At 29.5% G+C, this 14,515-nt stretch carries 13 protein-coding genes and 1 pseudogene; 9 read left to right on the top strand and 5 right to left on the bottom strand.

Annotation, left to right across the window (positions count from 1 at the left end; genetic code table 11):
* Positions 1-37: 37 nt before the first annotated feature.
* Genes glyS through AJ884_RS08700 form a run of 3 tightly spaced genes read left to right on the top strand, consistent with a single transcriptional unit; the run spans position 38 to position 3,797 of the window.
* A complete protein-coding gene (gene glyS / locus AJ884_RS08690; protein ID WP_070286635.1) occupies positions 38-2,032 on the top strand; it encodes a glycine--tRNA ligase subunit beta in 1,995 nt (664 codons plus the stop codon).
* Positions 2,029-2,850, top strand: coding sequence for a M23 family metallopeptidase (locus tag AJ884_RS08695; protein ID WP_070286636.1), 822 nt, complete (start codon positions 2,029-2,031; stop codon positions 2,848-2,850). The genes glyS and AJ884_RS08695 overlap by 4 nt, the downstream gene beginning before the upstream one ends.
* Positions 2,847-3,797, top strand: coding sequence for an SAM-dependent methyltransferase (locus AJ884_RS08700; protein WP_070286637.1), 951 nt, complete (start codon positions 2,847-2,849; stop codon positions 3,795-3,797). The genes AJ884_RS08695 and AJ884_RS08700 overlap by 4 nt, the downstream gene beginning before the upstream one ends.
* Here AJ884_RS08700 and AJ884_RS08705 read toward each other — a convergent pair.
* Complete coding sequence (locus AJ884_RS08705; RefSeq protein WP_070286638.1) at positions 3,794-4,768, bottom strand: exopolyphosphatase; 975 nt, start codon at positions 4,766-4,768, stop codon at positions 3,794-3,796. The genes AJ884_RS08700 and AJ884_RS08705 overlap by 4 nt on opposite strands.
* Positions 4,769-4,823: 55 nt before the next feature.
* Here AJ884_RS08705 and AJ884_RS08710 point away from each other — a divergent pair, with 55 nt between their 5' ends.
* Together AJ884_RS08710 and pdxA are read left to right on the top strand one after the other, a co-directional pair.
* Positions 4,824-5,597 carry a pyridoxine 5'-phosphate synthase gene (locus AJ884_RS08710; RefSeq protein ID WP_002861932.1) on the top strand — a complete coding sequence of 258 codons (774 nt, stop codon included), beginning with the start codon at positions 4,824-4,826 and terminating at the stop codon, positions 5,595-5,597.
* Positions 5,594-6,688, top strand: a complete 1,095-nt coding sequence (gene pdxA, locus AJ884_RS08715; RefSeq protein ID WP_070286639.1) for a 4-hydroxythreonine-4-phosphate dehydrogenase — start codon at positions 5,594-5,596, stop codon at positions 6,686-6,688. The genes AJ884_RS08710 and pdxA overlap by 4 nt, the downstream gene beginning before the upstream one ends.
* Here pdxA and AJ884_RS08720 read toward each other — a convergent pair.
* Positions 6,671-7,202 (bottom strand): annotated as a pseudogene (locus AJ884_RS08720) (hypothetical protein). The gene pdxA and the pseudogene AJ884_RS08720 sit on opposite strands and share 18 nt — an antisense overlap.
* Positions 7,203-7,313: 111 nt before the next feature.
* Between AJ884_RS08720 and AJ884_RS08725 the strand changes: the two are divergent.
* From AJ884_RS08725 to AJ884_RS08740, 4 genes are all read left to right on the top strand, one after another.
* Positions 7,314-8,513 carry an MFS transporter gene (locus tag AJ884_RS08725; RefSeq protein ID WP_002861936.1) on the top strand — a complete coding sequence of 400 codons (1,200 nt, stop codon included), beginning with the start codon at positions 7,314-7,316 and terminating at the stop codon, positions 8,511-8,513.
* Between the two features lie 55 nt (positions 8,514-8,568).
* The gene (gene ciaC, locus AJ884_RS08730; RefSeq protein ID WP_070286640.1) at positions 8,569-8,889 is read left to right on the top strand and encodes an invasion antigen CiaC; all 321 of its coding nucleotides are present in this window, start codon (positions 8,569-8,571) and stop codon (positions 8,887-8,889) included.
* A gap of 183 nt (positions 8,890-9,072) precedes the next feature.
* Positions 9,073-10,095, top strand: a complete 1,023-nt coding sequence (hemE, locus tag AJ884_RS08735) for a uroporphyrinogen decarboxylase (RefSeq protein ID WP_070283102.1) — start codon at positions 9,073-9,075, stop codon at positions 10,093-10,095.
* The gene (locus tag AJ884_RS08740; protein ID WP_070286641.1) at positions 10,092-10,994 is read left to right on the top strand and encodes a radical SAM protein; all 903 of its coding nucleotides are present in this window, start codon (positions 10,092-10,094) and stop codon (positions 10,992-10,994) included. Before hemE ends, AJ884_RS08740 begins: the two co-directional genes overlap by 4 nt.
* Here AJ884_RS08740 and AJ884_RS08745 read toward each other — a convergent pair.
* From AJ884_RS08745 to AJ884_RS08755, 3 genes are read right to left on the bottom strand one after another with little or no spacing between them, the layout of a single operon-like run.
* Positions 10,991-12,187, bottom strand: a complete 1,197-nt coding sequence (locus AJ884_RS08745; protein ID WP_070286642.1) for a hypothetical protein — start codon at positions 12,185-12,187, stop codon at positions 10,991-10,993. The two genes, AJ884_RS08740 and AJ884_RS08745, sit on opposite strands and share 4 nt — an antisense overlap.
* 1 nt (position 12,188) lies before the next feature.
* On the bottom strand, positions 12,189-13,991 hold the full coding sequence (gene uvrC / locus AJ884_RS08750) for an excinuclease ABC subunit UvrC (RefSeq protein WP_044780110.1): 1,803 nt from the start codon (positions 13,989-13,991) through the stop codon (positions 12,189-12,191).
* Positions 13,984-14,478 (bottom strand): hypothetical protein, encoded by a 495-nt coding sequence (locus AJ884_RS08755; RefSeq protein WP_004305626.1) that lies wholly within the window; start codon positions 14,476-14,478, stop codon positions 13,984-13,986. Before AJ884_RS08755 ends, uvrC begins: the two co-directional genes overlap by 8 nt.
* Between the last annotated feature and the right edge of the window lie 37 nt (positions 14,479-14,515).

The raw sequence follows: 14,515 nt of genomic DNA on the forward strand, positions 1-14,515 counted from the left end.
AGTTAAAATTAGAAACAAATTTTAAAAAGAGTAAATTATGAGTGAATTATTAATAGAAATTGGCACAGAAGAATTACCTGCTATTCCTTTGTTAAAAGAATTAGCTAATATAGAAAAAAAATGGAAAAATGTTTTAGAAGAATATCGCTTGGTAAGTGATTTTAAATTTTATTATACTCCGCGTCGTTTAGTTTTTTTTCATGAAGATTTTGCAGACAAACAAGAAGATAGTTTTGCTGAATTTATAGGAGCACCTAAAAATGTTGCTTATAAAGATGGAGTTTTAACTCCTGCGGGACAAAGCTTCCTGCAAAAAGCAGGGATCAGTGAAAATGAACTCGCTTTTAAAGAAATCAAAGGTAAGGAAGTTTTATATCATCAAAAAGCTATCAAAGGTTTACAAAGTCAAGAAATTTTAGGAGAAATGGTAGAAAAATTTCTAAAAAGTCTTAGTTTTGGCAAAAGTATGCGTTGGGGTGCAAATTCTTTTGAATTCATTCGTGCGATCCGTTCTATAGCTTGCATTTTAAATGATGAACTTGTTGATTTTCAAAGTTATGGGGTAAAAAGTGCTAAAAAAACTTTCATTCACAGAAGTGTAAGTTATGATTTGAAAGATTTTAACAATGCAAAAGAATATTTTGAACTACTAGAAAAAAACTATATTATCCTTGATCCAATCAAAAGAAAAGAAAAAATACTTGAACAATTTAAACTCATAGAAAGTCAAAAAAATATACAAATTGGAGAAGATGAAGAGCTTTTAGCTGAAGTAGTTGCTATCACAGAATATCCTAATGCACTTTTAGGAAGCTTTGAAGAAGAATTTTTAGAAATTCCTAGCGAAGTCATCATCACTTCAATGAGAGAAAATCAACGCTATTTTGCGGTTTTTAACGACAAAGGCTTAAGTAATCATTTTATAGTAGTAAGCAATGCAGTATGTAAGGATTATTCAAAAATCATACATGGAAATGAAAGAGTTTTGCGTGCAAGACTTAGCGATGCAATGTTTTTTTATCAAAATGATTTACAAAATGGTTTACAACCTGAAAAACTTGCCAAAATGACTTATCTTGAAGGTTTAGGCACAATGCAAGATAAAAGTTTAAGAGAGATTAAAATTGCTGAAATTTTATGTCAAATGCTTCATAATGATAAAATCGAAAATATCAGCACAGCACTAAAATACGCCAAAGCAGACTTAGCCACACAAATGGTTTATGAATTTACTGATTTGCAAGGCATTATGGGAAGTTATTATGCGCAAAAAATGGGATTAGATTATGAAATTTGCTTAGCCATCAAAGAACAATATCTTCCTAATTCTGAACAAGCTCCACTTCCAAGCACAGAATTTTCAAGCATAGTAGCCCTTGCAAACAAGCTTGATACCCTTATAGGACTTTTTAGCATAGGAAAAATTCCAAGCGGAACAAAGGATCCTTATGCCTTAAGAAGAGCAGCCAATGGGATCATTAAAATCGCTCTAAATTTAAATAAAGAATTTGATATCCAAATTTTATTAGAAAAACTTTCAAGTCATTATAAAAGCTTTGATATGCAAATTTTAAAAGATTTTATTTTTGAAAGACTTTATACTTTTTATACAGTCAATGCTTCTTTTGTAAAAGCAGTTTTAAGCTCACAAAATACAGATCTTATCCATATCAATCAAAGCGTAAATGCTCTTATAAAACTTAGCAAAAAAGACAATTTTAATGAAAATTTTGTAACCTTTAAAAGACTAGCCAATATCGCCACTAAAAATTCTCATAAAGTTGATGAAAGTCTTTTTGTTCAAGAAGCAGAAAGCAAACTTTACAAAGCTTTTCAAGAAAAAACTAAAGCCAACTCTTTACAAGAAAAACTTGAAAATCTTTTTGCACTTAAGCCTTTTATTGATGAGTTTTTTAATCAAGTGATGATTAATGCTGAAGATGAAAAACTTAAAAATAATCGCCAAGCTTTGGTTTATGAAATTTATGCGGAGTTTTTAAAAATCGCCGATCTTAAAGAGTTAAGCCTATGAAAGCCTTATGGCTTTTTTTAAGCTTTACTCTTTGGCTTTTTGGAGCTCAAAATTTAGAACTCATCAAAGGTCAAGCTTTATTTTTGGAACTAGATAAGAAAGATTTTTTATCTTTGAAAAATAATGATAAAAATATTCCCACCTTTGCACATCCTAAAAATCAAGAAAAAATTCTAGCTATTTTTTCCTTACCTTACAAAAATCCCCCGCAAAATACAAAACTTATCGCATTTTATAAAGATAAAAAAGAAGAAATTTTCATAAAAACTTTAGAAGGTAATTATAAAAGTGAAAAATTGCAAGTTGAAAACAAAAAGATTTTTCCACCAAAAACCGTACAAGAACGCATCGCTAAAGAATTAAAAGAAGCCAATGCGATTTATAGTTCTTATACTCCAAAAGCTTTATTTAACAGTGCTTTTAATATACCTTTAAATTCTTTTATCACAAGTGATTTTGGCAAAGCAAGAACTTTTAATGAAAAAGTAGCAAGTTATCATAGTGGAACGGACTTTAGAGCCGCCACAGGAACGCCTATTTATGCAGCCAATTCAGGCGTAGTAAAAATTGCAAAAGATCGTTATTTTGCGGGAAATTCAGTAGTCATTGATCATGGTTTTGGAATTTATTCACAATACTATCATCTTTCTAAAATCGATGTTAAAGTAGGACAAAAGATAAAAAAAGGCGAACTTATAGGAATTAGCGGAGCTAGTGGTAGGGTAAGTGGGCCGCATTTGCATTTTGGAATTTTAGCCGGAGGCAAACAAGTTGATCCTTTGGATTTTGTATCCAAATTTAATGCTATTTTTCAATGAAATTTAGCGACTTTTTCCATGCTTGGCTACATGAAAGCTATTATAAAAATGCTGTAAGTATAGGAAAAAATGGGGATTTTTTTACTGCTGTTAGCGTAGGAAATCTTTTTGGCACACTTTTAGCCAAGCATTTTTTAAATTTAATAGATAAAAAAATTTTACAACCCCCTTTAGAACTTGTAGAAATAGGCGCTAATGAAGGCTACTTAAGTCGTGATTTTTTAACCGCTTTGCTTGAATTAAGACCTGAAATTTTTTCTCAAATTTCTTTTTTCATCATAGAGCCACATGAAAAATTAAGAACATTACAAAAAAAGACTTTAGAAGGAGTGGAATTTACTCACAAAAATAGTCTTAAAGAATGCCATTTTAAGAACGCTTTTTTCTTTTGCAATGAACTTTTTGATAGTTTTACCTGCGAACTTATAAATCATGATAAAATGGCATTTGTAGAAAATTTTAAACTTATTTTTAAAAATATGGATGAAAATTTGATCACAAAATGTAAAGCTTTAAATCTTAAAAAAGGTGAACTCAGCTTAGAGCTTGAAAATTTTTTTAAAGATTTAGATCAAGCTTGCGAGAGATTTATATTTGCGGGATTTGACTATGGAACTTTGAATCCACAAAATTTTAGCTTAAGAATCTATCAAAAGCACGAAGTTTTTAGCCCTTTTGAAGTATCTTTAAAAGATTTTTTCGGCAAAAGCGATCTAACTTATAATGTTAATTTTACCCATCTTCAAAAACTCATCAAAGAATATGATTTTAAACCTTTAGCTTTTAAAAAACAAAGTCTTGCTTTAATGGATTTTGGTTTTGAAGATTTATTAGAATACACAAAAAATAAAAACATTAAAACTTACGAAAGTTTTTTATCTCAAGCTAAAATTTTATTTTTTAATTTTGATGAAAAATTTCATTTTTTCGAATTTCAAAAAAACTAAAATTTTATATTTTTCATACTTGCTAAACAAACTCCCTCCCTTAAACCCTCATCAATGACTAGAAGTTTATGTTTATCAAACAAAGCATAAAACAGCAAACAACCTGCACTCAAATAATTTTTTCTCATCATGCCTACTTCTTTTATAGCCTTTTTTTCTTCCATATGAAAAAGTTTAATAGCATAGTTTAAAAAATCCTTATGGCAAAGTTTTTTACCATTTACTCTAGTTGCTTCATACTTTTCATAGCTTATATTTTGTTTTAATGCGCTAAGTGTAGTAGGAACTCCGGAATTTAAAACCACCGTTTTAGCCCCTAAAGAACGAAGTTCCTTTTTAATCATAGCCACCTCATCAAAAGCCATAAAAGCTAAATGCTTTAAATAGGGATTTGCAATTAAAAAATGAATTTTAAGTTTTTTATCTTTAATATTGATGATAAATTTAGGATATTTTTTTATCAATTTTTTGTAAGAAATACAAGATTTATAATAAGAATGGCAATTTTTTTCATAAAAACTAATAATACCAAAATCAAAACTTTTAAAACTTTTTCCAAAAGAAAGCTCACAAGAAGCCCCTCCTAAATCACAATACGCAAACTCTCCCCAAATTTTAAGCCTTCTTAAGCCCACTTGCATACCTAAAACACTGATCTTAGCTTCACTTTTGGCATCTATAAGCTTAAAATCAATCCCAAATTCTTCTTTTAAATGGGCAAAAATTTCATTTGTATTGCTTGCTTTTCTAAAAGCTGCAGTCGCTACAGCTCTTGCTTTGCTTAAATCTTGCTCTTTAGCCAAAATACTCAAAGCATTTTTTAATCTTTGTATGGCTTCTTTAGAAATTTCTCCACTTTGATTTAGATTTTTCGCTGCTCCAATAACAAATTCATATTCTTTTAATTTATTTAATTTTTCATCCATTTGTACTGCTCTTAAAGTATTTGAACCAAGATCTATACCTAACATGACTTTCCTTGTTTGATTTTATAGTATAATAGCAAAAAAGTTCTAAAGGAAAAATATGCTTTTAGGTGTAAATATCGATCATATCGCAGTGTTAAGACAAGCTAGAATGGTAAATGATCCTGATCTTTTAGAGGCTGCTTTTATAGCAGCTAAACACGGAGATCAAATCACTTTGCATGTAAGAGAAGATCGCCGTCATGCTCAGGATTTTGACTTGGAAAATATTATAAAATTTTGCAAAAGCCCTATCAATTTAGAATGTGCTTTAAATGATGAAATTTTAAATTTAGCTCTTAAACTCAAACCCCACCGCGTTACTTTAGTGCCTGAAAAAAGAGAAGAGCTTACTACAGAAGGAGGGCTTTGTTTAAATCATGCTAAATTAAAACAAAGCATAGAAAAACTTCAAAGTGCAAACATTGAAGTTTCGCTTTTTATCAATCCTAGTTTAGAAGATATAGAAAAATCAAAAATTTTAAAAGCCCAATTCATAGAGCTTCATACAGGACATTATGCGAATTTACACAACGCACTTTTTAGCAATATCTCTCATACTGCTTTTGCCTTAAAAGAACTTGATCAAGATAAAAAAACCCTGCAAGCTCACTTTGAAAAAGAATTGCAAAATTTAACACTCTGTGCTAAAAAAGGCACAGAATTTGGTTTAAAAGTAGCCGCAGGACATGGTTTAAATTACAAAAATGTAAAACCTATAACAAAAATTAAAGAAATTTGTGAGCTAAATATAGGACAAAGCATTGTAGCAAGATCTGTATTTACAGGACTTCAAAACGCTATTTTAGAAATGAAAGAACTTATTAAAAGATGAAAAAACTAGCCATTAGCATAGGCGATATAAACGGCATAGGACTTGAAATTTTAGTGCGTTCTCATGAAGAACTAAGTAAAATCTGCACGCCTTTTTATTTTATCCACGAAAGCTTGCTTGATAAAGCTTTAAAACTTTTAAATTTAAAACCTTTTAATGTAAAAATCGTAGCTTTTAAAGATAAAAAAGACTATGAGTTTAAATTTCTTAAAAAGCAAAATTCTCTTGAAATTTACTCTTTTTGCCTTCCTTTAGGCTTTAAAGTAGATGAAAATTTTGAAATCAAAGCCGGAGAAATAGATGCAAAAAGTGGACTTTATGGTTTTTTAAGCTTTAAGGCGGCAAGTTATTTTGTCTATGAAAAACACGCCCATGCCTTGCTTACTCTACCTATACACAAAAAAGCTTGGGAAGACGCAGGACTTAAATACAAAGGACATACCGATGCTTTAAGGGATTTTTTTAAAAAAAATGCCATTATGATGCTAGGTTGTAAAGAGCTGTTTGTAGGACTTTTTAGCGAACATGTACCTTTAGCTAAGGTGAGTAAAAAAATCACTTTTAAAAATTTAAGCATCTTTTTAAAAGATTTTTACAAAGAAACGCATTTTAAAAAAATAGGGCTTTTAGGTTTTAATCCTCACGCTGGAGATTATGGAGTCATAGGCGGAGAAGAAGAAAAAATCATGGAAAAAGCTATAACTTTTGTTAATGCCTTTTTACGCTCTAAAAAAGATGAAAAATTTTTCAAAAAAGCTTTAAAAGATGAAAATTTACAAAAAGAATTGCTTTTAAGTTTTAAAGACAAGGGTGTTTATCTACCCTATCCTTTAGTAGCTGATACGGCTTTTACTAAGGCTGGTTTAAAAAACTGCAATCGTTTAGTGGCTATGTATCACGATCTTGCCCTTGCTCCTTTAAAGGCCTTGTATTTTGATAAAAGCATCAATGTGAGTTTAAATTTACCCATCATACGCGTCAGCGTTGATCATGGCACGGCCTTTGATAAGGCCTATAAAAATGCTAAAATCAACACTAAAAGTTATTTTGAAGCGGCTAAATTCGCAATTAATTTAAATCCTAAGGCTTAATTTAGCCCTAGAATCAATCAAATCTTCTTTAGCCAAGCTGTCTATAAAATCTTGCAAATCTTTATTGGTATTTAAACTTTGAGTGAGTAAATTTTCATATTTATCAACTTTATTTTTAAAAATTTGCTCTAAAACTTCTTTAGTCTTTATATCTTTTGCTCTTTGCATAAGCTCTAATAAAGCCTTAATATAAGCTTCTTGCATGCAATCACTTGCATTGAGTAAAGGCAAAATAGGATTTTCCCCTGCTTTTGTATTTTGCATATTTTTTATACAAATTTTTCTTTCTTTAAGCATCTTTTTTGAAATGGCTTTAAAATCTTTTTTCATCTTTTTTATCTGCTTTTTTTGAAATATTTTGATACAAACTACTATAGATGTTATCTACTAAAGCAAGTTTTTTATTCTCAAATTCATTACGCACACCAATTTCATTACATATCATAAGCTCATCAAAACTCAAAGCCCCTAAACTCACCAAACTTAAACCAAGCAATAAAATAATTTTTTTCATTATTTACCTTTAAAATTTTTATTTTATTTTAACAAAAATATTTTGAATTTTTTAAGGAAATTAAGCCTTTATTTTATTATAATGCGTTTTTATTTTTATAAGGAAATTAAAATGCAAAATTACAAAAAAGCTCTTTTTGCACTAGCTCTTAGTGCTTTTTGTATGGGTGTAACCGAATTTGTTATGGCAGGAGTTTTGGTTGATGTTGAAGCGTATTTTAGCGTAGATGCAAAAACTGCGGGCTATCTTACAACCTTATATGCTATAGGTGTTGTTATAGGTGCTCCTCTTATTACTATACCTTTAAGTCGTTTTCACAGACATACACAACTTTTAATCAATCTTGGAATTTTTGCTTTAGCAAATTTCATTATCTTTTTTAGCCAAAATTTCTATCTTACAGCGTTTGCGCGTTTTGTAGCAGGAACACAACATGGAGTATTTTTTGTCATTGCTACCTTAGCTGTAAGTGCTATAACCCCAGATGATAAAAAATCAAGCGCTCTAGCTATAATGGTCACAGGACTTACTGTAGCCTTGGTTACTGGAGTGCCACTTGGAACTTTCATAGGGCATTATTTTGGCTTTAAATTTATCTTTTTACTTATTTTTATCATTACAAGCCTAGCATTTTTTGGAGTATGGCATATGATGCCCAAAAATTTACATCCTAGTCCAACAAGTCTTAAAAATCTAATCCCTGCTTTTTCGCATCAAAATTTGTTAAAAACTTATACTATAACCATTTGTAGCTGTGGGGCTCAATTTGTTCTTTATACTTATTTGCAAAAATTACTCGTAGAAATAAGCAGTTTTAAAGTCCAAGATACAGCTTATATCTTACTTTTATATGGAATTTGTGCAATTTGTGGAAATTTATGGGGCGGAAAAATAGTAGATAAAAAAGGTGCTATTTTTTCCCTGCGTCTTATTTTAAGCATACAAGTTCTAGTATTTTTAAGCGTATTTCTCACCATGCATTCTAAAATTTTAATCATTTTTAGCGTAGCTTTGATAGGATTTTTTGCCTTTTCCACTATACCTGCGCTAAAAATGCTTAGCATTGCTAAAGCTAAACGCCATACTTATAAAGTCATAGACAGCACAGTAAGTGTAAATGAAGCAGCTTTTAATGTAGGCATAGCTTTAGCAAGTTTTTTAGGTGGGATTGTTTTAGCAGGATTGGGCATAGAATTTAATGCTTTATTTTCGGCACTTTTTGTAAGCCCTGCTTTGATTTTTGCCTTACTTTTTGCCAAAGATAAATTAAATTATAAAAAATTTCAAAGAAAAAGTTTAAAAAAGATATAAATTGGAATAGAAATTGCTTGTTTGTTTAATGTAAAGTTAAATAAAGGAGGAGAAAATGGTAGTAGATAATACTCAAAAAACATCAAATGCTATTTTTAGCACCACAACAAAGGTTAAAGAGAAAAATACTTCAGCAGATGAATTTCAAGCCACATTAAATGAAGCAAAAAACAAAGAAGAAAAGGAAGAAGAAAAAACAAGTTCAAGCAAATTTACCAACGAAGACATTGATCTTGGTGCTGTTAGAGAAGATTTTAGATCTTATGCTTGGCAAAAAATGAAAGAAGATCAATACAAAAAAAATGAGGAGACTTTGCTAAATAAGCTTTTTGCTACAATTGACGCAGGAAATGCCACAAACAATACAAAGGCTTAATATACAAATCAATCAAAACTCAAATTACATAAACGAGAATTCCAATAATTCTCGTAAATTTTCTAATAACTCCAGATAAAATGAAAAAATTTATTATTTCCTTTATATGAAGCAAATATAGAAAAATTGACCAATTTAATTTATCAATTTCTGTTATAATTTTGCCAAAAACAAAGGAAAATAATGATTTTTATTGATGCTTGCTTTAAAAAACCTACACCCTATACCCCTATTTGGATGATGCGTCAAGCAGGAAGATATTTGCCAGAATATATGGAAGTAAGAAAACAAGCGGGCGATTTTCTCTCTTTGTGTAAAGACTATAAAAAAGCTTCTGAAGTTTCTTTACAGCCTATTGATATTTTAGATGTAGATGCAGCAATCATTTTTTCAGATATCTTAGTTGTTCCTCTCGAAATGGGCATGAATTTACGCTTTGAAAAAGGAGAAGGGCCTATTTTTGATAATCCTATTTCAACCCTAGAAGACTTAGAAAAACTTGACGATCAAAATGCGCATAAAAAATTAAATTATGTCTATGATGCCTTAAAGCTTACTAGAGAAAAATTATCTCAAAACAAGGCTTTAATAGGATTTTGCGGAAGCCCTTGGACTATAGCTACCTATATGATAGAAGGAGGCGGAAGTAAAAATTATGCAAAGTGTAAAAAAATGCTCTATCAAAACCCAGAACTTTTACATAAAATTCTAAACAAACTAACTCAAGTTTTAAAACTTTATTTAGAAGAGCAAATTAAAGCAGGTGCCAATGCTGTACAAATTTTTGATAGCTGGGCAAGTGCTTTAGAATACGATAAGTTTTTTGAATTCTCTTTTAATTATATGCTTGAAATTTCAAATTTTATTAAAAGCAAATACTCAAATATACCTGTAATTTTATTCCCTAAAGGCATTAGCGGTTATTTGGATAGAATCGATGGTAATTTTGATGTTTTTGGGGTTGATTGGAGCACTCCGCTTGATTTAGCACGTGATAAACTATCACACAAATACACTCTTCAAGGCAACATGGAGCCTTGCAGACTTTATGATAAAAATGCCATCAAAGAAGGAGTGGAAAAAATACTAAAAACCATGCAAAATAAAGCTCATATTTTCAACTTAGGACATGGGATCTTGCCTGATATTCCTGTTGAAAATGCAAAATATTTTATCAAGCTTGTACAAGAAAGTTCAGCTAAATGAAAATACTCTTTGGTCCTGTTAGCTCAAGGCGTTTTGGAAGATCTTTGGGTATAGATTTAAGCCCTAGTAAAAAACAATGCAATTTTGATTGTGTTTATTGTGAGCTTGATCCAAAAAAAGCCCAAGAAAAACAGGATGAAATTATCAGCATAGATAAAATTATCTCCGAAGTTAAAGTTGTGCTTGAAAAAAATGTTGAATTTGATTTTCTTACCCTTACTGCCAACGGAGAGCCTAGTCTTTATCCTTATTTAAATGAGCTTATTTTATCTTTACGCAGCATTGCTAAAGATAAAAAATTGCTTATTTTAAGCAATGGCACAGCTGTATTAGATGAAGACAAATTTAATGCTTTGCTAAAACTAGATGTGGTCAAATTTAGCCTAGATAGTGCAGTTGCTAAAACTTTTTATCGTATTGATAGAGCTTTAAAAAACATTGACTTAGAAAAAATGATAGAAAAAATGGCAGATTTTAGAGCTAGGTTTAATGGAGATTTGATTATGGAAATTCTAGTTGTTAAAGATCTTAATGACAACGAAGAAGAATTTAAAGCGCTCAATCAAGCTTTAAAAAAAATCATACCTTTAAGAGTTGATCTAAGTACCATAGATAGACCTCCTGCTTATGCCGTTAAAAAAGTAAGCGAAGAAAAACTTTTAGAACTTTCCAAACTTATAGATTCTACTCCTGTACTCTTAGCCAAAAGGCATTATGAAGGTGAAAAACTAAGCTTCAATGAAGAAGAATTATTAAAAATGCTTCATTTACGCTCACAAAGCGAAATAGACATTGAAGTGAAATTTGATGAACAATCCAAAACTCTCTTAAATCAACTTATCAAAGAAAAAAAGGTAAAAATTCTCGATTTAGCTGGAGTTAAATTTTATAAAGTTTAGACCTTTGGTAAATACTTTCTAAGTAAAGTTATAAGATCATTTCTACTTACATCACTTAAAACTTCACTCACACAATCAAAATCCCTAACTTTTTCCTTTGAAAAAAAGATGATATGGCTTTGTGGATGCTGTTTTTTATAAGCACTTAGCAAATTTCTCATTTGCTCAAGATCAAATTTAATTAATTCATAATCAAGCAAAATCAAACGATAAGTCTCCTTGCTTAATTCTTGTTTTAATTGACTAAAAGAATTTATACATATATTTTTATCGCATTGTTTTTCTATTATATTGAAAAATAAGGTTGCATCAAAATCATTTTGTTTAAAAAGCAATACATTATTTTGATAAGGGGTTTTAAATTTTAAAGTGCAAACCTTATCAAGCTTGTTTTGCAAAATATTTTCAAGATCTTTTTTTTCAAAAGGTAAAGTTAAAAAATACTCATAATGTGTATTTTTATGCCGACCCATCACTATAAAATCATAGTTTTTCTTTACATTTTCATTTAAAATTTTATCCTTGATAAAAATCAAATGAAAGTCATTAACATCAAAACTTAAATTTTTAAAACAAGTACTTTCTATGCCAAAATACGAAAGTAAATTTGCAAGTAAAAAATTTTCAAGCTCATCATTATTAACTATAGCCACACTTGCTTCAAACTGCAAAACCTTTCCATGAGATGTCCCTATAATGCTTTTATGATGCTCTAAAGCCTCATTTAATTCTAATCTAATTTGATCTTTTTGAGAATTTAAGGCATTTAAAATCAAAGAATTAATTTCTTTATTATACCCTTCATTTAAGCAACGCATTGCATTGGATATATTTCCAAGCTGATATAAATTTTCTTCTAATAAATGCAAATATCTGTCTTTTTCATGGGATATTTTAGTTAAATTTTGTCCCGTAGTTTCAAATTTTTCCTTTAACAAATCAAGCGCACTATCAACATCAATCTTTTTTTGAAAATTTAAAAAATCATTTTGCATGCAAAAAATTTTTTGATATATTTTGTTTATATTTCTATTTCGTCTAAAAGCAAAAATAAAAAGTGTTAAAGATAAAACAAAAATGCTAGAAAACATACCTATTTTCAGTTGTTCAGCAACACTATCAAGCTTTGAGATATCAATACTTAAATACGCTAAAATTAGATTAAAAATAAAAATTATCCCTGCTAATATCAAATCAATTTTCCTTTATTTTTTGCGCCGCTTTCTTGCCTACAAGCATTGCAAGATCTTTAAAATCAGCCTTATATATAGATTCAAAATTTCCATAATACGCTAAAAGTTTTTGTATAACCCCTGAACTAAGTCCTAAATTTGCAAGCTTAGAACTTTTCAAGTCCTGTTTTTTCTTAGTATTTTGATGAAAGCTGATAGCAAAACGGTGTGCTTCATCTCTTAATTTCTGTAAGAATTGTAGTTTTTTATCGTTAATACTTAAGCTAAATTCTCCTTTTAAGGAATGAATTTTATCCTTAGCACCTCCTTTAGCCCTATGTGCTTTTGCATCGATCTTTTCTTTTGAAATAGCTAAAATATCGACATTAGCTCCACTACTTACAATGATTTCTTTAGCCAAATCAAGCAAAGCCTTTCCTCCATCTATAAGCCATAAATCAGGAGGGGGTATTTTATCAAAGTCCAAAGCCCTACGCGTTAAAACTTCACGCATTTGATCATAATCATTTTTATGTTTTAAATGAAATTTTCGATATTTTGACTTATCCCAAGAATTTATTCTATAAGCTACCATAGCTCCAACATTTGCCACGCCTTGCAAATGAGAATTATCAAAAATTTCTATATCATTTGGTAAATTTTCAAGCTCAAAATAAGACTTTAATTCTTTTTGTATAGTAAAACCATGATTTTTTTGCTCTTTTTCTATATTTAAAAGGGCATTTTGAAAAGCCAAATCACAAATTCTTCTTTTTTCTCCTATTTTAGGGATTTTAATACTGATTTTTTTATCAAATCTTTGGCTTAAAATTTCTTCTAAAAGCACTCTATCTTCAAATTCTTCATAAACATAAATAACATTTGCAAGCAAAGGAATGTCCATACTAAAATTTTCTAAAATCAATTGCTTATAAATTTCATTTTTATCCTCTTGTATATCATTTTTTATAGGAGTAATCTTAGAATTTGCACTGATAATTTTTCCATTTTGCACCACAAAGCGTAAGGTTGAAAGCATGGAATTTTCAAAGGCTAAAGCAAATACTTCAAAATCTTCTAATTTTGCAATATCTATTTCAACCTTAACTTCCAAATCTTTAATCGTTGCAATCTGATCCCTTACTTTAGCTGCTTCTTCGTAATTTTCATTCTGTGCTAAAACAAGCATTTGTTTTTCTAAATTTTTTATTAAAATACTAGGATTTAAAAGTGCGTGCATAGCCTCATCTAAAATTTCAAGGTATTTTTCCCTGCTGATGCGTTTATCGCAAGGCGCAAGACAACGAGAAATTTGATAAAAAATACAAGGGGATTTACAACTTGCTTTTTGCTTTAAAGGATAATATAAATAAAGCGCATCTAAAAGCTCTCTAGCACCTTTAAAAAAAGGACCAAAATATTTGATTTTGCTTTTTTTTACCAATTTTCTAGTGATCTCAAAGCGTGGGAATTCTTCTTCAAAATCCACATAAATATAAGGATAAGTTTTATCATCTCTTAGTAAAATATTATATTTTGGATGCAGTTGTTTGATAAAAGAATTTTCTAAAATCAAAGCATCAGCCTCTGAATTAGTAGAGATAAATTCCAAATGCACTGTTTCTTCAATCATTTTTTGAATTCTTAAAGAATTTCTTGGACTTGCATGTAAATTTGGAGCAAAAGCAAAATAAGATTTGACACGATTTTTAAGATTTTTAGCCTTACCTACATATAAAAGCTTTCCTTCTTGATTGAAGTATTGATAAACTCCAGCACTATTGGGAAGAGTTTTTAGCTCATTTTCTAAATTCTCTTTAGTCAAGATTAGAACCTTTTTTTATAAGTTCTCTTAAATCTTCAAATTTCTTAAATAATTTTTCATCTTTAAAGCAATTTTTAAATTCACCCTTAGAAAGCTCCAAATAAGAATTTTTAGAGAGTTTTTCATCATTTTTGTTTTTATTTACTGCATAAGTGTATTTTTGGGAAAAAATTTTTATATCTTTTATATCAACAAATCCGCTTAAAGGATATTTTTGCCCATATGCTTTTATGAGAAATTTAATATAAATTTTGCTATCATCATGATTTAATTCTTGATAAGCTGCTGGATGTAAGGTTATTATATTTAAAATATGATTTTTTACATAAATTTTAGCAATCAAACGTTGCTTGGCAAGCGGAAAAGAACTTAAAAAATCTTTGCAAAAAAATAAGGTTTTTAAAGGCTTATAATGAGGTTTATCCATCAATTCATTAATAACAGCACTAGCGTTTTTAGTCATCTTAATATTATTTCTTTTTCTCATAAGATGATTTTAGCATTTCTTTTCTTAATTTTCTTCT

Origin of the sequence: Campylobacter sp. BCW_6463 (genome assembly GCF_001762785.1) — a bacterium.
Lineage (GTDB): Bacteria > Campylobacterota > Campylobacteria > Campylobacterales > Campylobacteraceae > Campylobacter_D > Campylobacter_D jejuni.

Coding starts and splice junctions, on each gene's coding strand:
- glyS (WP_070286635.1), top strand. CDS start 38: ATGAGTGAATTATTAATAGAAATTGGCACAGAAGAATTACCTGCTATT.
- AJ884_RS08695 (WP_070286636.1), top strand. CDS start 2,029: ATGAAAGCCTTATGGCTTTTTTTAAGCTTTACTCTTTGGCTTTTTGGA.
- AJ884_RS08700 (WP_070286637.1), top strand. CDS start 2,847: ATGAAATTTAGCGACTTTTTCCATGCTTGGCTACATGAAAGCTATTAT.
- AJ884_RS08705 (WP_070286638.1), bottom strand. CDS start 4,768: ATGTTAGGTATAGATCTTGGTTCAAATACTTTAAGAGCAGTACAAATG.
- AJ884_RS08710 (WP_002861932.1), top strand. CDS start 4,824: ATGCTTTTAGGTGTAAATATCGATCATATCGCAGTGTTAAGACAAGCT.
- pdxA (WP_070286639.1), top strand. CDS start 5,594: ATGAAAAAACTAGCCATTAGCATAGGCGATATAAACGGCATAGGACTT.
- AJ884_RS08725 (WP_002861936.1), top strand. CDS start 7,314: ATGCAAAATTACAAAAAAGCTCTTTTTGCACTAGCTCTTAGTGCTTTT.
- ciaC (WP_070286640.1), top strand. CDS start 8,569: ATGGTAGTAGATAATACTCAAAAAACATCAAATGCTATTTTTAGCACC.
- hemE (WP_070283102.1), top strand. CDS start 9,073: ATGATTTTTATTGATGCTTGCTTTAAAAAACCTACACCCTATACCCCT.
- AJ884_RS08740 (WP_070286641.1), top strand. CDS start 10,092: ATGAAAATACTCTTTGGTCCTGTTAGCTCAAGGCGTTTTGGAAGATCT.
- AJ884_RS08755 (WP_004305626.1), bottom strand. CDS start 14,478: ATGAGAAAAAGAAATAATATTAAGATGACTAAAAACGCTAGTGCTGTT.